Here is a 20,992-nt window from a genome sequence, read left to right on the forward strand (position 1 = left end):
AGGCCCCCTGCCCCGGGGCGCCGCCCGGCCCCCGCTCCCGTACCAGGAGAACGATGACCGCCGCACCCGTCCCGCCCGCCACGTCCATCGCAACCCCCGCACGCCCCGCGAGGCCCAGGCCACGCGCCGTGCTCGCCATGGCTCCGGACGCCGCCGCCGGTGTCCTCGGCCCCGAGGCGCTCAGCGCCCTGAGCACCGTGTGCGAGCTGACGCCGCCGCCCGTTCTCGACGACTTCACCACCGACCGGGCCCGCGCCGCCCTCGCCGACGCCGAAATCCTTGTCACCGGCTGGGGCTGCCCGCCCCTGGACGCGGCCGTCCTGGAGTCGGCGCCCCGGCTGCGCGCGGTCGTGCACACCGCCGGTTCGGTTCGCGGCCATATCACCGAGGCCTGCTGGGAACGCGGGATCGAGGTGTCCTCGGCCGCCGCCGCCAATGCGCTGCCGGTGGCCGAGTACACCGTCGCGATGATCCTGCTCTCCGGCAAACGGGCCCTGGAACGCGCCCGCGACTACCGTGCGTCGCGCCGTCGCGAGGAGTGGCTGCCCACGGCACCCGAGGTGGGCAACTACCGCCGTACCGTGGGCATTCTGTCCGCGTCGCTGATCGGCCGACGGGTCATCGAACTGCTGCGGCCGTACGATCTGCCGGTGCTGCTGCACGATCCGTACGTCGACGACGAGGAGGCCGCCGCGCTCGGTGTCCGGGCGGTCGGGCTCGGCGAACTGTTCACGGCGAGCGACACGGTGAGCGTGCACACCCCGCTGCTGCCCGCCACTCGTGGCCTCGTCAGCCGTGAACTCCTGCTGTCCATGCGGCAGGACGCCGTCCTGATCAACACCTCGCGCGGCGCCGTCGTCGATCAGGACGCCCTGACCGAGGTGGTCAGGGCGGACCGGATCCGGGCCGTCCTCGATGTCACCGAGCCGGAGGAACTGCCCGCGGACCATCCGCTGTGGGAGTGCGAGAACGCGCTGATCACCCCGCATCTCGCGGGTTCGCAGGGCAATGAGCTGCGGCGGCTGGCCGATCTGGCGGTCGGTGAGATCGCCCGCTGGGCCGCGGGCGAGGGCTTCGCCCATCCCGTACGACGCGAAAGGCTGGCGTTCCTCGCATGACCGCACCGTACGAAGCACCTGGACCGGACGGCGCCCCTATAGCCGGACACCATGTGCGCGAAGGCCATATGGGCGACCACCATGTGCCCGCACGACATGGGGGCGAGCACCATATGGGCGCGCACCATGGAGGCGGAGGCCATGGGGGCGGACACCATGGGTCTGAGCGCCATGTGCCCGGACACCATGTGGTCCCGCTGCCCGACGAGGACCGTGCACTCAGCCCATACACCGGCTACACCCGCGCGCACTGGGAAGCCGTCGCCGACGGTCTGCTGCACGCCGCCTGGCAGTGGGCCTCTCCCGGCCGCGCCCTCCTCGACCTGCCGGGACGCCCCTCCGTCTCCGGGGTGCGCTCGGACGGACTGGAGGGGTACGCCCGTACGTTCCTGGCTGCCGCCTTCAGGGTGGCCGGCGCGGGCGGCGCTGACCCGTACGGCTGGCTCGACCGGTACGCGGACGGGCTCGCGGCGGGGACCCGTAACCCCGGACGCGACGATGCCGAGTCGTGGCCGCCGGTCCTCGGCCACAATGTGCACGGCCAGCCCATGGTCGAGTCCGCGTCCGTCGCCATCGGGCTGCGGCTGACCAGGGCCTGGCTCTGGGACCGGCTCGATCCGGCGGTCCAGGACCGCGCCGAGGAGTGGCTGCGCGGCGCGCTGCGGCACACCCCGGCTCCCAACAACTGGTACCTGTTCCCCTATTCGGTCGCCGGATTCCTGGAGTCGGTGGGCCGGGGCGACGTGGAGACGGCCCGCGTGCGGGAGCGGGCGCTCGGGCTGCTGGAGGGGTGGTACCGCGGACAGGGCTGGTACGCCGACGGCGACGGCCGCGCCTTCGACCACTACAACGGCTGGGCCCTGCACCTCTATCCGGTCCTTGACGCCCATCTCGCGGGAAAGGAACGGGAGTTCGCGGGCACGGCAGGCGAGCTGGGCAGCCCGGGAGCCGTGGGAAACATACCCGGTGCAACATCCGAGCTGACCGCCCGTCATGGCGCGCGGCTGCGCGAGCATCTGGAGAGCTTCTCGCTGCTGTTCGGCGGTGACGGCGCGCCGGTCCACTTCGGCCGCTCGCTCACCTACCGTTTCGCGGCCGGCGCGGCGGTCGCCCTGGGCGCCGTCACCGGACACACTCCGCTCGCTCCCGGCGTCTCGCGGCGTCTGTTGAGCGGCTCGCTCCGCTACTTCCTCGACCGCGGCGCCATCGGTACGGACGGTCTGCTGAGCCTGGGCTGGCACGGCCCCCATGCCGCGACACTCCAGCGCTACTCGGGCCCGGCCTCCCCCTACTGGGCGTCCAAGGCGTTCGTCGCCCTGCTCGCGCCGCCGGACCACCCCCTGTGGACCGCGACCGAGGAGCCCGCCCCCAGTGAGGGCCCCGACCGGGTGCTCGCCCTGCCCGCGCCCGGGCTGCTGGTGCAGTCGACGGCGGCGGACGGGATCGTACGGCTGCACAACCACGGCAGTGACAATGTCCGGCCCCACGAGGGCGAGTCGGCCGCGGAGGACGACCCGTACTACGGCCGGCAGGCCTACTCCACCCGGACGGGCCCCACCTCGGTCGAGAACCTCGCGGACAACCATCTCGCCGTCGAGATCGCCGGAGTTCGCAGTGTCCGCCGCCGTATCCGCCCCCTGGGCGCGGGACAGGGCGACGGCTGGGGCTGGGCCGCCTCCTGGCATCTCCCGGTCTTCCCGTCGGGTCCACTTGTCGTGCCCGGGCTGCGGGTCGAAAGCGTGACGGTCGTCAGGGGCCGGTACGAACTGCGCGCGCACCGCGTCCTGGGCGCCCCGCCCGGCACGCTCGTACGGCAGACGGGCTGGGCGACCGGCCCCGGTCCGGACGAAGGTCCGGGCGGCGACGACGGCGTACGGTCCGCTCTCCACGGCCTGTACGGCTGGGTGGACCTGGACGAGCAACGGGCGCCGCAGGGAACGGCCTTCACCCGCTGGGCGCGGGTGCCCCGGCTGACCGGCGAGGCCGAGGGGACCGCGCTCTTCGCCGCCCTCGCCACCCTCACCGCGGAGCCGGCCGCGGCCCCGCTGTCCGAGGCCGTGAGCAGGGTGCGTCTGACAGGTGCGGACACGGACACCATCGAGGTGACCTGGGCGGATGACGGATCCGTGACGCGCGTCAGCTTCGCGCCACTGGAGATCACCCATATCGAACCAGTCACCCACATGGACTGAACCACATGGACTAAAATGGACCAGCAGGTCCAGATACCAGGTCCAGACATCGGGACCGGCAGGCACCGGAAGGCATCGGAAGGACGGCCGACATGCCGAAGGCACTGACCGCCAAGGGAACGGCGACCCGGCAGCGGATCATCGACGGCGCCGCGGCCGAGATCCATGACCGCGGGGTCCTGGCGATCACCCTGGACGATGTCTGCCGCAGGACCGCGACCAGCAAGGGCCAGCTCTTCCACTACTTCCCCGACGGCAGGGAGGAGCTGCTGCTCGCCGTCGCCGAGCGCGAGGCCGAGCGCGTACTGGAGGACCAGCAACCGCACCTCGGCCAGCTGACCACCTGGAGCGCCTGGGAGTCATGGCGGGACGCGGTCGTCCTCCGCTACCAGCGGCAGGGCATGAACTGCCCACTCGGCGTGCTGATCACCGAACTGGGCCGCAGCACCCCCGCCGCGCAGCTTGTGACGGCACGGCTCATCGAGCGGTGGGAGTACCAACTGCTGGTGGGCATCAGGGAGATGCAGCAGCACGGTCACATCTCCGAAGGTCTCGACGCCGAGCGCACCGCGGCCGCGATTCTCGCGGCCGTCCAGGGCGGCGTGACCATCCTGATGTCCACCGGCAGCAGCGCCCATCTCGAAGCGGCGCTGGACACCTCGCTGTTGTTCCTGCGGCTCGCGCACTGACGACGGACGGCGCGCGGTCCGCGGACCGCCGTGCCCCTCGCCCCTGGCGCCTTACTCCGTCGGCACGTTGTACGACATGAGCGCCACCTGCCCACGCGACACGCGCAGTTCGGTGACGGCGCAGTTGCGCATCTTGGGGAGCACCCGCCGGTACTCGCTGTCCGGGACACCGAGCAGCCTGCACAGCACCAGCCGGAACAGGGAGTTGTGCGCGACGGCCAGAACGCGACCGCCCGGATGGGCCTCCGCCAGCCGGAGCAGGGCTGCGGCGCCACGGTCGGCAGCGGACTTCGGGTCCTCGCCGCCGGGCAGCGGATGGGCGGCCGGGTCGCGGCGGAAGTCCGCGACCTCCTGGGGGTGGGAGGCTTCGAGTTCGGCGAGGGTCCGGCCCTCGGCGATGCCGAAGTCCAGCTCGGCCAGGTCCGGTTCGACGACGGGAGCCAGTCCCGTGGCGCGGACGGCGGGTTCGGCGGTGCGACGGGCGCGGGTGAGGGGAGAGGTCACGATCGCGTCGAGTCCGGCGCCCGCCGCCCAGCTCCCGAGCGCTTCGGCCTGCTGGACACCGCGCGGGGTCAGCGCGATGTCGCTGACCCCGGCATAGCGGTTCTCGTCGTGCCAGACCGTCTCGCCATGCCGGGCGAGAAAGAGGGTCGTGGGGGCCGGGGTCTCCGGGGCCGGTCCTGCGCCCTCCGCCGAGGCCGTCATCCGTGCTCCCGTGCGTAGGCAGCGGTCTCCGAAGGGAGCCAGCCGCGCCGCTCCAGGGCGTCCACCAGGGTGACAAAGGGCTCGTCGAAACGTGGGCTGACCTGGGGCCGTGGATCCAGGATCGTCCGTACGCGCACCATGCTCCGTACGGTGGAGAGCAGAGTCAACTCGCCATGTGCCGACGCACCATGTGGCTCCGCACCATGTGCGTGCCCCACATGAGGCCGCCCCACATGCGCCTGCCCACCAGGTTCCGACACGCCATGTGTCCAGTCCCCATGTGCCCAGTCCTCATGTGTCCGGACTCCATGTGTTCCGACTCCATGTGTCCGGACCCCATGTGCCGCGAGCACAGCCATCCCCAGCGCGGAATCCGTGTGTTCGGGGATGGTGGCGGTCAGTCCGAGGATGTCCGCGCGGAGCTGGTTCCAGTACGGGCTGCTCGTGGCGCCGCCGGTGAACGCGATCGGCGAGTGGGCCGGGGCGCCCAGGAACCGGATATAGGCCAGACAGAGCCGCTCGACCAGGGCGACGCCCTGGAGCAGCGCCGCATGGTGATCAGCGTCGTCGGCCGGCCGCCCCAGGACGAAGGGCTCGGCGTCGGCGGCCAGGAACGGGAAGCGCTCCCCGCGCGAGACCAGGGGGTACGCGACGACGCTGGCCGGTTCGTACGCGGCGGCCAGACGGTCGAGCTGGGCCAGATCGGCCCCCGGGAACGCCTGTGTGAGGGCGCCCGCGCCGACGCTGGAGGCACCGCCCGGCAGCCAGTGCCCGTCCGGGGAAAGGTGGTTGTAGAGCACACCGGCGGGATCGTGGAGCGGGGTGTCGGTGACGCCCTTGAGGACAAGGGTGGTGCCGAGGACCGTGTTCCACTGCCCCACACCCCAGGCCCCAGAGCCGAGTTGGGCCGCGCACCCGTCCGTCATGCCCGCGATCACCGGGGTGCCCTCGGCCAGGCCCGTGACGGCCGCCGCCTCCGCGCACACCGTACCGAGCGGTGTCCCGGGGAGCACCACGGCCGGAAAGTCGAGGCCGGAGAGCCCGAGCCGGTCGTGGACGGCCGTCGGCCACGTACGGCTGCGCAGGTCGTAACCGGTCTTGAGGGCATGGCTGGAGTCGGTCGCCACCGGGCGCCCGACGAGCCGGGTGGTGATGAAGTCCGCCTGGTGGCAGACCCGGGCGCCCTTGAACCCGGACGCGCCCGAACCGGAAGCGCCGCCGTCCCCGGGGCCGCCTAGATCAACGCCCGCACCGCCCCGCTCCGGCCGTACGAGCCAGAGCACTTTGGCCAGGGCCCAGGTCGGCTGGATACGGTGGCCGAGCGAGCGCCACACCTCCTCGCCCGCCTCCTGCGCGTCCCGCGCCTCCTCCCCCGCCCGCCCGTCGTCGTACATCAGCGCCGGCGTCAGGGGGGTCCCCCGGGAGTCGGTGAGCAGTACGGTGCCCGAGGTGGAGCAGACCGCCACCCCGCGCACCCGCGCGGCGGAGAGCGTCCGCAGGGTCCGGCGGACCGCCGCGCCGACGCCTTTCCACCAATCCGACGGGAGCTGTTCATGACGGTGCCCGTCGCGGTGACCGGTGAGAGGGGCGGAGCCCCGCCCGAGCACATGTCCGTCGTCGGTGACGGCCAGGGCGCGCACGCTCTGGGTCCCCAGGTCGATCCCCATCCACACGTCTCTGTGGCGTGTGTCCGTCACGGATTCCCGCCTTCCCCGTCGCGTCGTCTTCTCTTTGTCCGCTGGTGGCCTTCTCGTTGTCCGCCGGATCCCCCGGTGGTCTCACCATGCTTTTCACACCATGTCCAGCGGCGTCCACCACCGCGCCCGGACCACCGCCTGCGAGGCCGGGATTCCTTGTCTCACCTGGTGAGGACGGGGTCGTGGCACCGGTGGACGGGTTGACCCGGTCGACGGCCGTGGTGAACACTGCCAAACGCTACATCAGTAATCTATGTTATATCCTCAGAGCTTCATGTTATTGATGAGGTGTCTCGGGGCAACGGATCAGCGAACGCAACGGACGCGCGACATACGCACGCGACAGACGCACACGACAAGCGCGCGGAACAGGACCGGGAAATGTCAGAGGACGACAAGAGCCAGCGCGGCCCCATACGGCGGCGCCGGGAGATCTCCGACCTTGTGCTGACCGAGGGTTCGGCCTCGGCGGCGGATCTGGCGGAGCGGTTCGGCGTGAGTCCGATGACGATCTACCGGGACATCGACGAACTCGAACGCGAAGGCGTCCTGCGCAAGTACCGCGGCGGTGTCACCGCGCAGCCCTCGGGCGTCTTCGAGAGCAATGTGGCGTACCGGAAGAACGCGATGCGCGCCGAGAAGGAGGCGCTCGCCGCCAAGGCCGTCACCCTCATCGAGCCCGGCATGTCGGTGATGATCGACGACTCGACCACCACACTGGAACTGGCCCGGCTCCTCCCCCGTATCGAACCGCTGACGGTCGTCACCAACTTCCTCGAAGCGCTGAACCTGCTGGCCGAGGAGCGCGGTATCCACCTGATGGCGCTGGGCGGCGACTACGACCCGCTGCACGACTCCTTCCTCGGGGTGCCGTGCGTGGAGGCCGTCGAGGCGCTGCGGGTCGATGTGTGCTTCGTCTCCACCTCGTCCGTGTTCGGCGACTATGCCTTCCATCAGGAACAGCGCATAGTCGCGGTCAAACGCGCCATGCTCAAGGCCGCCGGCCGCAATGTGCTGATGATCGACCACTCGAAGCTGACCCGCACCGCGCTGCACCGGCTGGCCCCTCTCACCGCGTTCGACCTTGTACTGATCGACGACCGCACACCGCCGGAGGCCGTCAAGGCCCTCGACGAGAGCGGTGTCCGTTACGAACTCGCCCCCACCTGAGCCCGCTTGAGGGCCCGGGACCCCACCGGAGCCGGGCCTGCATACCGGGCCCGCAGGCCCCGCTCAGGGCTCCCGCCGTACCACGCCAAGGAGATCCGGCCGATGAGAATCCTCGCCGCGGGCGACCACTTCGTCGCCCCCGAACTGCTCACCCGGGAGCTGACGGCCGTGATCGGCACCGCCCACACCATCGGCCAACTGCGGCTGCCCTGGCCGCTGACCCCCTTCGGCCCGGTCTCCGAGGTCGACGAGGCATCGGGGGACGAGGACACGCTCCTCGCCGCGCTGGCCGGGGCCGAGGTGTGCGTCACCCAGATGGCCCCGGTCACCGGCAAGATCCTCGAAGGATCACCTGACCTGCGGCTGGTGGTCGTCGGCCGCGGCGGCCCCGTCAATGTGAATCTGGACGCGGCCAGGGAGCGCGGCGTCCAGGTCTGCAACACCCCGGGCCGCAACGCCGCCGCGACCGCCGAGTACACCGTCGGACTGATCCTGGCCGCGATGCGCCGTATCCCGGAGACGTCGGCGGCGCTGGCCGCGGGCCGCTGGGCGGGCGAGTTCTACACGTACGACAACTGCGGCCCCGGTCTGGACGGCGCGACCGTCGGGCTGATCGGCTGCGGCGCCGTCGGCAGCCGGGTGGCCCGGGCCCTCACCGCGCTCGGCTCGGAGATCCTGGTGTACGACCCGTACGCCGACCCCGGCGTGCTGCGCGAGGCCGGCACACCGGTAGCGAGCCTGGACGAGTTGCTGAGCCGCTCCTCCGTCGTCTCGCTGCACGCCCGGCTGACGCCCGAGACGCGCGGGCTGCTCGGCGCGCGCGAACTCGCGCTGCTCCCCGACGGCGCGGTCGTGGTCAACTGCGCGCGCGGCGCGCTGCTGGACGAGGACGCGCTGTGCGACGCGCTGGAGTCGGGCCGGCTCGCGGCGGCCGGGCTCGATGTGTTCGCGGTGGAACCCCCGCCGCCCGGCTCCCGGCTGCGTACCGCGCCCCGGCTGGTGATGACCCCCCATCTCGCGGGCGCGAACAAGTCGGTCGCGCACAACGCGGCACGCGTCGCCGCCGCCGAGGTGGGCAGGTTCCTGCGCGGCGAACCACTCGCCCACCGCGTCGTCTGAACACCTGAACCCTCCAAACACCAGGACCACTGAACGCCAGAACACCCCAACATCAGGACCTCTCAACATCAGGACCTCCAGCCGGAGCCCACAAGCCCACAAGTCCACAAGTCCACCAGGGAAGGGGCCGCACAGTGTTCGTCGGTCTGGACATGGGAACCTCCGTCGCCAAAGCGGCGGCCTTCGACGAGGACGGCACCGCCCTGCGCGTCGAGTCCACCCCCATCTCCCTGGGCGGGCGCGGCGACCGCGTGGAGCAGGATGTCGAAGAGGTGGTACGAGCCGCCTCCCGCGTCCTGGGCGCGGTGACCGGTGACCGTACGCCCGTGCTCGTCGCCCTCACCGGTCAGGGCGACGGCCTCTGGCTGGCCGACGCGGCGGGCCGCGCCGTACGGCCCGCGCTGTCATGGATGGACGGCCGGGCCGGCGATCTCGTCGCGGGCTGGATGGCCGACGGCACCGCGGAGCGTCTGTACCGGCGCACCGGCAATGTCCTCTTCCCCGGCTCCCCCGGCCCGCTGATGGCCTGGCTCGACCGCAACGAACCGGAGTCCCTGGACGCCGCCACCATCGCCGCCTGCTGCAAGGACATCCTCCATCTCCGGCTCACCGGCGAGCGCTCCACCGATCTCTCCGACGCCTCGGTGCCCTTCCTCGACCCCCGCACCCGCGCCTACTCCCCCGACGTGCTAGCGGATCTCGGGCTCGCGCACCGCGCCGATCTGCTGCCCCCGATCGCCGCGACCCTGCCGTACGGGGAGGCCACCGGCCGTACGCCGGGGCTGGCGGCGGGGACCCCGGTCAGCTCCGGTCCGTACGATCTGCCCGCCTGCGCGCTCGGCGCGGGGGTGACCGAGCCGGGGGACGGGCTGCTGACCGTCGGTACGACCCTGGCCTGCCAGGTCGTGGTCGAACGGGTCGCGCTGGACGAGGACCCGGTCGGGTTCCATCTCGCCACGGCACGCCCCGACCGGCATATGCGGGCGCTGCCCGCCATGACCGGGACCGTCGCGCTCGACTGGGTGCTCGGGCTGACCGGCACCTCCCACGAGCAGGTCTCGGGCCTGCTGGACCAGACCCCGCGCGGTGCCCACGGGGTGGCAGCGCTGCCCTATCTGTCGCCGTCCGGCGAGCGCGCTCCCTTTGTGGATCCCACCGCGCGCGCCGAGTTCACCGGTCTCGATCTGCGGGCGTCGCGCGCCGATCTGGTACGGGGCATGTGCGAGGCGATCGCCTTCGCGGCCCGGCACTGTCTGGAGGCCGCGGGTCTCACCGGCGAACTGGCCGTCTGCGGCGGCGGCGCGCGCAACCTCGCCTGGCTGCGGATCTTCGCCGATGTGCTGGGCCGCCCGCTGCGGATCGCCCGGGGCCCGGAACCGGGGGCGCGCGGCGCGGTGCTGGCGGCGGTCGCGGCCCGGGGCGCGGACCTCGGACTCGCCCTGGACACCGGCGTCTGGACCGCTCCGGACGCGGTGGTGGACCCGGATCCGGCGGGTGTGGAGTTCTACGAAGAGGCGTACGCGGCCTATCTGTTCCGGGTGGAGAGCGCGCGGGCACGGTGGCGGGGGCCGGCGGGGGCACGCTGAGGGCGCGCGCCCCTGCCGGGCCGGCAGAGTCCCGCCGGGTCGGCCGGATCAGTCGGCGAGCAGGCGTACGGGACCCATCAGGCCGGAGATCCGCTGGCCGGGGAAGACGAAGTGGGTGGGGCTCGTCGCGTCCAAGTGGGGTGCGAGCGTGCCGAAGACGGTGATCTCAACGGTGCACTCCTCCCCGGCCGCGACCAGTCCGGTCACATCGAAGACGTACGGGGAGCAGACCCGTACCCCGGCCGCGGCGCCCCCGATCCGTACCTCCGCGGTGCCGCGCACCCGCCCGAGGTCGAGCAACAGCCGCTCTTCTCCCGCGCCTTGGATCGCGGCGGGGACCGTCATCCGGCGGGTGTAGCGCACCCCGCCGCTGTATTCGGCGAGGCCCTGGGTCTCCCAGTCGCCGGTCCTGATCAGCCCCGGGCCGGTCTCGCACCGTACGGGACCGGCCAGGGCGGCGCCTCCTCGGTGGGCGGGGCCGGTACGTACGCGGAGGGCAGCGGTACGAGGTCCGAGTCCGGTCGGCAGGTCGGCGGTCACCGTACGTACACCGTCCGGGCCGAGCGCGGTGGTCACCAGGCACTCCTGACCGTCCACGAACACCGAGGTCTCGCCGTACGTCCGGGCCGTCAACCGGACCGTGCCCGGTGGCAGTTCGTACCAGAGCCACTCCTCCGCCTCCGCCGGGGCCCCCGGCACCGCGAACCCGACCGGCACCACCGTCCCGTCGTCGGCGTCCGGGTCCAGCCAGGCGGCACCGGGCAGGGGATGCGGTCTGCGGCGCAGATACAGGGCGGCCGGATCCCCGATCTGCCGGCGGCGCACCGCGACCGGCCTCCGATCCCCCGCGCGCCCGGCCCACCAAGTGGCGTCACTGTGGGCGGTCGCGACCAGCCGGTCGCGCTCGTCGTACAGAACCGCGTCCACCAGTACGGCCGGATCGCCGCCGCCCGTGCCGCCCCTGCCCGTACCGGCGTCGGCCGTCTCCACGGTGATCTCGTTGTCGCCGGTACGGAGCGCCGCCGCCACCTCGTGCCGGCGCACCCGGGGCACCGCGTGCTCGGCGTACGGGTCGAATCCGCCCTGCCTGCCGACGACTTGGCCGCTGACGCGCAGAACGCACCGTCCGCGCGCGGCGACCTGGACGACCGCCCGGGCGGGGACAGCCGCCAGGGTGAGGGTCGTACCGACAAGGGCCGGGCCGCCACCGGGCGGGAGGATCCATTCGGGGCGCCGGCAGCGCTCCGGGTCGCGGACGAGCGCCAAGTGGGCACGCAGGTCGATGTCCTGATCAGGCGTCAGCTCCAGCTCCAGGAGATGGCGACCCGCCGACAGCCTGACCGGGCCCAGGGCGAGATGGCCACCGTCTTCCAACTCGACCGGCACGCCGCCCAGTCGGGCCGTCTTCGCCGCCGCGGCCCCGATCGCGAGATACCCCTCGAAGTCCTGGTCCAGCAGCAGGTCGGTCCGTACCCGCGCCACCGTCCCGGCGGCCGTCGGGCCGAGGAGGATGAACTCCTCGGGCACATGGCCCTTGGGGCCGAGGACATCGCGGTGGATGGGGTCCTTGTGGATGCCCCGCGTGTCGGACCACTCCAGGGTCGACCCGACACCATCGGCGGAGTCCAGCAGCACCGCGCGCGGGCCGAAGGTCGCATGGACCGGGAGCCCGGCCGGACCCTCGGCGGTGCCCTGCCGGAACGTATGGCACTCGACGACGGCCGCACCGCCGGGTCCGCCGGTCGCGGGCCGTGCGAAATCGCCCCAGGTGTTGTCGAGGGTCGGGACGAGTGTCATCTGCCAGTCGGCGTCGGCGGGGATCTCGGCAACGGTACGGGACGGCCGCGCGGCGACCGCGAACTCGCCCGCCGAAGGTCCGGGCCCCGGAAAGACCAGCACCGCCGCCGGCCCGGAGTCGAACGGCACCTCGACCTCCACCGCCCGGACGTCGTTCTCCGCCGGCCGGACCGGCAGCGTACGGGGAGGGCCGCCGAACGGATCCAGCAGAACGGCCGGGCCCTCGACACCCCGTACTCGTACCCGTGCCGTGCGCGCGTACCGGCCGGGGTCGAAGTCGTAGCGCGCGTCGAGCCAGCCCTGCGCCGCGCCCCGCTCGTCGGGAGCGGCGACGGACGCCCGGGTCGCGCGCGGGGAGCCCGCGGTCAGGAACACCACCGTGACACCGTCCACGCACCGCGCCAGCGCGGGGACCGACGCCCGGACGACCGGATGATGCGCGGCGAGTGCGGCGTCCAGGTCCGAGGCCTCCGGTACCAGCACTGCCCGGCCCTCGGTGAAGCAGGCGCGCAGCTCGTCGCGGATCTTGTCCAGGGTGGCGGCTCCGTCGGGGCCGACGATCTGTTCGGGCAGGGCACCGACCGCGATCAGGGTGCCGCCGGCCGAGACGAATTCGATCAGCCTGCGCGCGGTGTCCTGTTCGAGCACCGTGCACGCGGGCAGCACGACCGTCGCGTACCGCTCCTCGGCGGCACAGAGCCGCACAGCGTCACCGTCCCCCTCCCCCTCCCGTACGGTGGCGCGCGCCACGGACTCGTCGTCGATCACATCCGCGTCGAGGCCGAGCCGGTCGAGCACCCCCGGCCGCGTGTGGAACCAGGTCATGTCCCCGACGAGTTCGAGGTAGACGGCCTGGGCGCGCTCCGCCGCGCAGGAGACCCCGTCCAGGGCGGTGCCCGCCTGCGCCGTGGTGGTGGGCAGCAGGACCGCGGTGTCGCAGAGGTGGTGACCGAGGCTCAGGATCGCGCAGAGCCGGGTGACGGCGTCGGCGAAGACCCGGTGGTGGCGCCAGTACGGCTGGCGCCAGTCGGTGGCGGGCGGCGCCCACTCCCACCAGCCGCCCTTGGTCGTGTAGTAGACGGCGTGCGGGTTGTAGAGGGTCGCGCCGGCCCGCAGCCAGGGCAGCAGCCAGTCGAAGGTCTCCTCCGGCGTGCCGCCCCAGCCGGTGGAGTGGAACGCCTCGATCCAGGTGCGCGGCCTGCCGTAGAGATGGGCGAGCGAGGAGTGGATCCGGGCGTCGCCGTGGTGGTCGGAGCCGGGCGCGGAGAACCAGCGGTGGGTACGGGCGTAGTCGGCGTACAACTCGACGCCGCCGACGGGGTGTCCGGCGCGGGCGGGGTCCTGCTGGTCGCAGCCGACGAGCAGGCCGTGGCGCTCGTGCCAGGCGGAGAGGGGCCGGAAGAACGCATCTTCGGCCAGTTCGGCGCGGGTCAGGTGGTAGTCGTACCGGATCCGGTGGGCGTCGGGGCGGGTGTCGTCCTCGTACAGCGCGTCCAGGCAGGCGGTGAGGTCGTAGCCGCGCAGCCGCAGGAAGGCGTCGGCGAATCCGGCCGACCAGGAGGGCAGGGTGGGGAGTTCGTCCTGGAACGAGCCCACGATGACGCTGCCCAGGCGGTCGCCGAGCCGCCGCTCGAAGGCGCCGTGCACCCGGTCGAGGAGGGCGGCGCACGCGTCCTTGCCGAGGTAGTCGAAGCCGAGCGGCGCATGGTGATGGAGCGTCAGTCGCCATCGCCCGGGGCCGGGCGGCCGTACGATCCCACCGTCCACCGGGACCGGGACGGCGGGCCCGGTGGGGCGGTCGTCAGCATCGAGTGGTTCGGCGCGGCCCGCGAGAGGCTCTGCGTGCTCGGGGCAGCGCAGTTCGCCGCTCTCGTCGACGACCGTTCGGATCCGGGCCAACCGGCGGCCGGCATGGGCGGGTTGTTCGTCGACGAGCCGGGCCTGTAGGTCGGCGCCGGAGAATCCGAGCTGGTCGTAGAACCAGAGGCTCACACCGAGATCGCGCGCGTCGTCGCAGACGCATTCGAGCAGCGTCCACCATGCCTCGGACATGAACGGAGGGTCGTCGGCGTCGGAGCCGAAGAGGGGCCCCGAAGGCGCCAGGTTGAGCAGGACGAGCTGGAACACCCCGCCCTCCGCGAACCGTTGGAGCTGGTCCCGCAGCCGTTCGCGGTCGAGCCGCTCGCCGCTCCACCACCAGAGGGCGGTGGGCGAGCAGGCGCGCGGCGGTTCGGCCAGGATCTCCGCGATACGGGCGGGGAGTTGTCCGTACGTCATGGTTCTGTCCTCGATTCGTCGGCCCCCCGGGAGTACGCGGCCCCGCGGCAACCCCGCGATGGCCCGGGCCGGTTCAGCCTTTGAGCCCGCCCGCGAAACCCTTGATCACATAGCGCTGGAGCAGCAGGAAGACCACCAGGACCGGCAGCGCGGCCAGCACCAGACCCGCGAAGACCAGGCCGTAGTCCGACACGTACTGGCCGACGAACGAGAACACCCCCACCGGCACGGTCTCCTTGCCCGAACCGCCCAGATAGAGCAGCGGGGTGAAGAAGTCGTTCCAGATGAAGACGGCGTTCAGGATGATCACGGTGCCGGTGACCGGCCGCAGCAGCGGGAGGACGATCCGGGTGAAGGCCTGCCGGTGGTCGCAGCCGTCGATGAGCGCGGCCTGCGCGTAGTCCTGGGGCAGGGCGCGGATGAAGCCGGTGTAGAGGAAGACGGTGAACGGAAGCTGGATACCGGTGTAGAAGAGCACCATGCCCTGGTACGTGCCGAGCCAGCCGAGGCTGTCGACCAGCTTGTACAGCGGGATCATGCCGAGCTGGAAGGGCAGCACGATGCCCAGCAGGAAGAGGATGTAGAGCCCGTAGCCGAGTCCGCGGGCGCGGCGCGCGAGGTAGTAGGCGCCGGTGGAGCCGAGGGCGATGAGCAGCAGCAGGCTGACGGCGGTGATGACCGTACTGCTGAGCAGGGCGGGGCCGAGGGACGCGGAGGTCCAGGCGTTGCCGAAGTTGGCGAAGGTGGGCGGCAGGGGCGGTGCGAGCGGGGACTCGGCGATCTGCCGCGGGTCCTTCATCGCCAGGGTGACCAGGGCGTACACGGGGAAGAGGAAGACGACGGCCGCGGCGGCCATGACCAGTTCGAGGGCGCCGCGCCCGAAGCCGCGGCGCCGGAGTGCGGTGGTGTTCACGCGGTGACCTCCCGGGCGCGCAGATAGCGGAGCTGGACCAGGGAGACGGCGGCGACGAAGAGCGCGAGCACGAGGGCGACGGCGGTGCTGTAGCCGAACTTCCCGAAGACGAAGGCCTGTTTGTACAGCACGGTCGACAGGGTCTCGCTCGCGGTGCCGGGGCCGCCGTTGGTGGCGGCGTAGACCTGGTCGAAGAGTTTGAGGCCGCCGATGGTCGACAGCATGAGGTTGATGGTCAGCGCGGGGGCCAGCAGCGGCCAGGTGACATAGCGGAAGCGCTGCCAGATTCCCGCGCCGTCGATGGTGGCGGCCTCGTGGAGTTCGGGGGGTACGCCCTGGAGGCCGGCGAGGAAGACGACCATCGAGTAACCGGCGTACTGCCAGACGACCATCGCGGCGACGGACCAGAGCGCGAGCGAGGGGTTGCCGAGCCAGTCCTGCCGCAGTCCGCCGAGGCCGACGGCGCCGAGGATCGCGTTGAGTCCGGCGCCGTTGTCGGGGTTGTAGACGTACTTCCAGAGGAAGGCGACCATGACCGGGCTGACCACGGCGGGGGCGAAGAAGATGACCCGCAGCAGAGACCGGGACCGGATGTTGGCGTTGACACCGAGCGCGAGCAGCAGGCCGATGGCGTTCTGGACGATGACGACGGCGAGGGTGAGCAGGAGGGTGTTGCTGACGGATTCCAGGGCGCGGTCGTCGTCGAGGAGAGTACGGAAGTTGTCCAGGCCGACGAAGGAGAAGCCGCCGACGCCCGACCAGTCGGTAAAGGCGTAGACGACGCCGGAGGCGCTCGGGTAGAGGACGACGAGCGCGTAGACGGCGAGGGCGGGGACGACGAACAGCCAGGGCGGGACGGTGGGATCGCGGCGAAGCCGGAAGCGGCGGGCGGGGAGCGCTTCTTTGACGACCGGCTCGGAAGCGCGGGTGAGGCCGGCGGCCGGGGTGCCGCCGCCACTTGTGTCACCACCTGCGTCGCCGGTGACGCCGTTGCCTTCGCCCGTGCCGCCGGTACCCAAAGTGCGCGCCTCGGGACGGGAGTTCACGATGTCGTCCCGTAGGCCTTGTCCATCTGCCCCAGTGCTCCCCTGACATCCGTCTTTCCCGCGAGCAGCTCCTGTACGGCCGCGAAGTGGGCGGGCTGCACCTCGGCGTTGGGCCAGCTCTGGTCCATGAAGGGGACGGCCCGGTTCGCGTCGATGATGGGCAGGAAGTCCTTCAGTACGGGGTCGATGACGGTGGAGGGGCCGCGTTTGAAGGGGATCGCCGACACGGCCGTGGCCCAGCGGTCGATGTTCTCCTGCTGTCCGAGGAAGGCGATGAACTCCTTGGCCTTGGCGGTGTTCTTGGCGTGCGCCGCCACACCGAGGCCGACGACGATGCCCGCGGGAATCCACAACTGGGCGGGGTCGTCACCGCCGGGGAACGGGAACATGCCGAGGTCGTCAGGGGTTCTGGCGGCGGCGCGGAAGGCGGAGAGCACGGCGGAGACCTGGACGGCCATGGCGGCCTTGCCGCCCGCGACGAGCGCGGTCTGCTGTTCGTACGTGGTGCCGTTGGGGTTGTCGTTGAAGAAGCCCCGGCGCTGGAGTTCCTGGTACTTGCCCATGGCGTCCGCCCAGCCGGAGCCCGCGAAGGTGGCGCGCCCGGCGGCCATCTCCCGGTCGAATTCCGGGTTCTTGGCATAGACGGCGTTGGGGACCAGGGCATAGGTGATGAGCTGGGTGACCCAGGCGGTCTGGGTACCGAGGGCGATCGGGACGACTCCCCTGGCCTTGAGCCTGGCGCACACATCGAGGAGCCCGGCCCAGGTGGTGGGCGGCCGGACCCCGGCGTCGGCGAAGACCTTCTTGTTGTATATCGCCCCGATGACACTGCTGCCCGCCGAATAGAGATAGGTCTTGCCGTCGTAGCGGTAGGCGGCGTCGAAGTTCTCGGGGATGCCCTCGGTCCACTTCTGGTCGCCGAGGTCGGTCAGAAGCCCTGCCTTGGCCAGCTCGACCATGGACATCGCGCTGCCGCTGCCGGGGAACAGCACATGGACATCGGGCGCGTTGCCGCCGGCGAGCTGGGTGCGTACGACGGTCTGGACCTGGTCGGTGGGGGCGAAGGAGGTGCTGAAGCGGGCGTCGGGGTGGCTCGTGCGGTACGCGGCGAGGAGTTCGTCGACGGGCTTCTGCTGGTCGGCGACGCCCACGATCCGTACCTGCCCCGAGCCGCCGGCCGAACCGGAGCAGGCGGCAAGGGCCGGGGGGAGCGCGGCGAGGGCGGCGGCGCCTCCGCCGATACGGAGGAACCCCCGGCGGCTGACCGTACTCGTACCCGTACGCGTACCCGCGCCCGGGGCAGGGCCTGGGCCCGGACGGCTGCGAGAACCCGTGGTCATGGTGTGTCCTCCTCGTGGGAGCCGGCGAACGAAGGGGTCGCCGGAGCAGATGTGCGTGGGTTCGGGGTGAGTGGCGGGCGGGGCGCGCCGGGTGCGGCGAGGGCCGCGGTGAAGCGGTAGCGGCCGGAGGCCAGGCGGTAGAGGGCGTGGTCGGGCCCGGTGGAGAGAAGCGCGATGTGGTCCTGGCCGTGGTGCCCGTCGTCGCCCGGCCCGTGCCTGTCGTCCCGCTTGTGCCCCTCGTACCGCCCGTGCCCGTCGTCCGCGCGTACGGAGTCCGGGTCACCGGTGGGTACGCGGACCTCGGCGGTGGCCCCGGGCGGCACCTGCACATCGAGGTCGAACCGGCCGCCCTCACGCCGCCACCGCACCGCGACCGTGCCGCGCGCCGATTCGTAGCGCGCGCTGGCGTGGGTGAGTTCGCCGGGGCGCGGGCGGATGCTCAGCTCGCGGTATCCCGTGGAGTCCGGCTTCTGGTCGAGGCCCGCGACCCCGCGGTAGAGCCATTCGCCGATGGAGCCGAGCGCGTAGTGGTTGAAGGAGTTCATCGAGGGGGCGCGGAAGCCCGTCCCGGGGGTCCAGCCGTCCCAGCGTTCCCAGATGGTGGTGGCGCCGTGGCGCAGCGGGAACAGCCAGGAGGGTACGTCCGTACGGCGCAGCAGCGCGTGGGCGAGATCGTCGCGGCCATGCGCGTCCAGGACGGGCGCGGCGAGCGCGACACCGAGGAAGCCGGTCTGGAGTGCGGGGCCCGCCTGCTCGATGAGTTCGGCGAGGCGGCGCGCGGCGCCGTCGACGGCCTCCGCGGTCGGCAGCAGGCCGAAGGCGAGCGCGATGAGATAGCCGGTCTGGGTGTCGCCCTCGACGCGCACGGTGGTGCCGTGGTCCGCGGTGGTCACGAACCGTTCGACGAAGACCTCGCGGATGTCGGAGGCCAGCTTGTGGAAGTCGCGGGCCGTGTCCCGCTCTCCGAGGACATCGGCGGCCCTGGCGGTGAGCCGGGCGCTGTGCGCGAAGTAGGCGGTGGCGATGACCTCGCGCGGGGTGGGGGTGCCGGGGGCGAGCCAGTCGGAGAAGTGCGGTCCCACGCGCCGGCGCCAGATCAGGTCGGGGTTGTGGCGGTGGATCAGCTCGACCCAGGCACGCATGCCGGGCAGGGCGCGGGCGAGGAAACGGGGATCGGCGTACGTACGGTAAAGATGCCAGGGGATGATCACACCGGCGTCGGCCCAGCCGGGGGCTCCTTCGTCGGCGACCCCCACCAGGCGCGGCGCGACATTGGTGAAGCCGCCGTCCGGGGTACGTGCGTCGTCCACATCCCGCAGCCACTTCGTATAGAAGGCGGCCACATCGGCGTTGAGGGCGGCCGTGGGGAGGAAGACCTGGGCGTCGGCGAGCCAGCCGAGCCGTTCGTCGCGCTGGGGGCAGTCGGTGGGCACACTCACGAAGTTGGAACGCTGTCCCCAGCCCACACAGGTGTGGAGCCTGCGCACCTCGGGGTCGGAGCAGTCGAAGGCGCCGGTCCACGGGGTGTCGCTGTGCAGGGCCACCGCGACGACGGAGTCCTCGTCCAGGTCCGGGACTCCGCTGATCTCCGCGTACCGGAAGCCGTGGTAGGTGAAGCGCGGCTCGAACACGACGGGGGCCCGGCCGTCGCCGATCAGGATGTCGGTGGCGGCGGCGGTGCGGAGGTTCGCCGTATAGAGGCCGCCGGTCTCGTCCAGTGCCTCGCCGTGGCGTATGACGACCCGGGCGCCGGGGGCGAGCCGGCCGAGACGGAGCCGTACTCGTCCGGCGAGGTTCTGACCGAAGTCGACGACATGAACACCGTCACGGATACGGGTCAGGGAGCGCGGGCGCAGGGTGGCCGTCGCCCGTACGGGCTCGTCCACCGAGGCGACAAGCAGCCGGTGGTCGGAGTCGACGGCCAGGGCCGGTGTCCAGCCGGAGTCGTCGAAACCGGGCAGGTCCCAGCCGTCGGCCGCGTATCGGAGGTCATGGCATTCGCCCATGAGCAGATCGGCGTGCCGGATGGCTCCTGTGTGGGTGCGCCACATGTCGTCGGTGACGATGGTGGTGGTACGGCCGTCGGTGCCGGTGAAGTGGAGTTCGGCCAGGAACTGGGGGCGGGAGCCGTAGTGCGCTCCCGCTCTGCGCGGTTCGAAGCCGACGAATCCGCTCCACCAGCCGTCCGCGACGGTCGCCGCGAGGACGTTCTCGCCGTCCCGGAGCAGTTCGGTCACGTCGTACGTCTGGTACTGGATACGGCGGGTGTAGTCGGTCCAGCCGGGCGCGAGTTCGGCGTCGCCGACCCGGGTGCCGTTGAGGCGGACCTCGTACAGCCCGCGTGCGCTCACATAGAGCCGGGCGCGGGTGGCGGTGCTGCCGGAGAAGGCGCGGCGGAGAAGGGGACAGGGTGCGAGCCCGTGGTGGTCGAGCGCGCGTTCGCCCTCGGTCGGGGCGTCCATGACGTCGATGGGGCGGGGGTCGTGGGCGATCCAGGAGGCCTGCCAGGGACCGGCGGTTGACGGTGCCTCGGACGGCGTAGCGGAGGGTTTGCCGAAAGGCCTGTCGGAAGATCTGCCGGAAGGATTGTCGGACGACCGGACTGTCATCGCGGTCTCGAACCAGGAGGTGTCCTCGGCGGAACCGGCCAACGCCCCTGCCCGTCCGGCCTGGTCGGCGGCATCGTACGGTCCGGAGGGCCCGGCCGGACCGTACGGCTCGCGCGGCCCGGCCGCCCATAAGGCGACCCGCCAGTAGTAGCGCGTACGGGCCCGGAGCGGCGGCCCCTCGTACACGGCGCCGATCGCGGCCGGGTCCTCCACCCTGCCCGTGTCCCAAAGGGGTTGGCCGCCCTCGTCCAGGTCCGCCGGCCGCTCGGCGACCCGGATCCGGTACGCGGCGGGGTCCTCGCCCCGGCGGCCGGAGACGAGACGCCAGGAGAGCATGGGAGCGGACTCGTCGATTCCCAGCGGAGTGGTGCGATGGTCGCACCGCAGGGCATAGGGCCGCAGGGACACGAGCGCGTCCTTCCTCGCGCCGAGTGGCGCATCGCCGTTGGTTGTTCGTCCGTTCGTCCGTTCGTCGTCACTTGCCTGCCGTGAAGACGACCATCTTTGAATGTGAAATCTAACGTGAATTCTGTGGCGTGGAGACTATGAGCCCCCCGCGAGAGGTGTCAAGAGTGTTACCGATGCGCTCAACCACCCATCTCATAGCGTGACCGAACTCCCCGGACAGGGCGCGCGACAAGCGCCGTACCCGCCCAGGATCCCCTTCGGCGGGTGCCCTTGTGGCCCCCGATTCCAGTGTGATATTCACCGTGTGATTACCACATGAACGGACG

General features: G+C 71.9%; 13 protein-coding genes. 6 read left to right on the forward strand and 7 right to left on the reverse strand.

Annotated features, from left to right (window positions below):
* The first annotated feature begins 137 nt into the window (after positions 1–137).
* The 3 genes from ACFU9P_RS20130 (at position 138) to ACFU9P_RS20140 (ending at position 3,999) form a co-directional block, all read left to right on the forward strand.
* Positions 138–1,118: a hydroxyacid dehydrogenase gene (locus tag ACFU9P_RS20130; RefSeq protein WP_384082732.1), complete on the forward strand. Its 981-nt coding sequence runs from the start codon at positions 138–140 to the stop codon at positions 1,116–1,118.
* Positions 1,115–3,310, forward strand: coding sequence for a DUF2264 domain-containing protein (locus tag ACFU9P_RS20135; RefSeq protein ID WP_384082544.1), 2,196 nt, complete (start codon positions 1,115–1,117; stop codon positions 3,308–3,310). The genes ACFU9P_RS20130 and ACFU9P_RS20135 overlap by 4 nt, the downstream gene beginning before the upstream one ends.
* A 92-nt stretch (positions 3,311–3,402) precedes the next feature.
* Positions 3,403–3,999, forward strand: coding sequence for a TetR/AcrR family transcriptional regulator (locus ACFU9P_RS20140; RefSeq protein ID WP_384082547.1), 597 nt, complete (start codon positions 3,403–3,405; stop codon positions 3,997–3,999).
* Between the two features lie 51 nt (positions 4,000–4,050).
* Here the strand turns inward: ACFU9P_RS20140 and ACFU9P_RS20145 are convergent, their stop codons facing one another.
* Both ACFU9P_RS20145 and ACFU9P_RS20150 read right to left on the reverse strand, forming a co-directional pair.
* Positions 4,051–4,704 (reverse strand): histidine phosphatase family protein, encoded by a 654-nt coding sequence (locus tag ACFU9P_RS20145; RefSeq protein WP_384082550.1) that lies wholly within the window; start codon positions 4,702–4,704, stop codon positions 4,051–4,053.
* Positions 4,701–6,371, reverse strand: coding sequence for an FGGY-family carbohydrate kinase (locus ACFU9P_RS20150; RefSeq protein ID WP_384082735.1), 1,671 nt, complete (start codon positions 6,369–6,371; stop codon positions 4,701–4,703). Before ACFU9P_RS20150 ends, ACFU9P_RS20145 begins: the two co-directional genes overlap by 4 nt.
* A gap of 411 nt (positions 6,372–6,782) precedes the next feature.
* On the opposite strand from ACFU9P_RS20150, the gene ACFU9P_RS20155 reads away from it, so the two are divergent.
* The 3 genes from ACFU9P_RS20155 (at position 6,783) to ACFU9P_RS20165 (ending at position 10,276) form a co-directional block, all read left to right on the forward strand.
* Positions 6,783–7,571 carry a DeoR/GlpR family DNA-binding transcription regulator gene (locus ACFU9P_RS20155; protein ID WP_384082553.1) on the forward strand — a complete coding sequence of 263 codons (789 nt, stop codon included), beginning with the start codon at positions 6,783–6,785 and terminating at the stop codon, positions 7,569–7,571.
* A gap of 102 nt (positions 7,572–7,673) precedes the next feature.
* A complete protein-coding gene (locus ACFU9P_RS20160) occupies positions 7,674–8,690 on the forward strand; it encodes a 2-hydroxyacid dehydrogenase (RefSeq protein WP_384082556.1) in 1,017 nt (338 codons plus the stop codon).
* Between the two features lie 134 nt (positions 8,691–8,824).
* Positions 8,825–10,276 carry an FGGY family carbohydrate kinase gene (locus tag ACFU9P_RS20165; RefSeq protein ID WP_384082559.1) on the forward strand — a complete coding sequence of 484 codons (1,452 nt, stop codon included), beginning with the start codon at positions 8,825–8,827 and terminating at the stop codon, positions 10,274–10,276.
* 48 nt (positions 10,277–10,324) lie between these two features.
* On the opposite strand, the gene ACFU9P_RS20170 is transcribed toward ACFU9P_RS20165, so the two are convergent.
* The 5 genes from ACFU9P_RS20170 to ACFU9P_RS20190 form a co-directional block, all read right to left on the reverse strand.
* A complete protein-coding gene (locus ACFU9P_RS20170; protein WP_384082562.1) occupies positions 10,325–14,350 on the reverse strand; it encodes a hypothetical protein in 4,026 nt (1,341 codons plus the stop codon).
* 73 nt (positions 14,351–14,423) lie between these two features.
* Positions 14,424–15,263 (reverse strand): carbohydrate ABC transporter permease, encoded by an 840-nt coding sequence (locus tag ACFU9P_RS20175; RefSeq protein WP_384082565.1) that lies wholly within the window; start codon positions 15,261–15,263, stop codon positions 14,424–14,426.
* Entirely contained in the window at positions 15,260–16,309 is a 1,050-nt protein-coding gene (locus ACFU9P_RS20180) for a carbohydrate ABC transporter permease (protein WP_384082568.1), read from the reverse strand. Before ACFU9P_RS20180 ends, ACFU9P_RS20175 begins: the two co-directional genes overlap by 4 nt.
* Positions 16,306–17,649, reverse strand: coding sequence for an extracellular solute-binding protein (locus ACFU9P_RS20185; protein WP_384082571.1), 1,344 nt, complete (start codon positions 17,647–17,649; stop codon positions 16,306–16,308). Before ACFU9P_RS20185 ends, ACFU9P_RS20180 begins: the two co-directional genes overlap by 4 nt.
* Positions 17,646–20,666, reverse strand: coding sequence for a family 78 glycoside hydrolase catalytic domain (locus ACFU9P_RS20190; RefSeq protein WP_384082574.1), 3,021 nt, complete (start codon positions 20,664–20,666; stop codon positions 17,646–17,648). Before ACFU9P_RS20190 ends, ACFU9P_RS20185 begins: the two co-directional genes overlap by 4 nt.
* Positions 20,667–20,992: the final 326 nt, after the last annotated feature.

The organism is Streptomyces sp. NPDC057617, from assembly GCF_042800555.1.
Classification (GTDB): Bacteria; Actinomycetota; Actinomycetes; order Streptomycetales; family Streptomycetaceae; genus Streptomyces.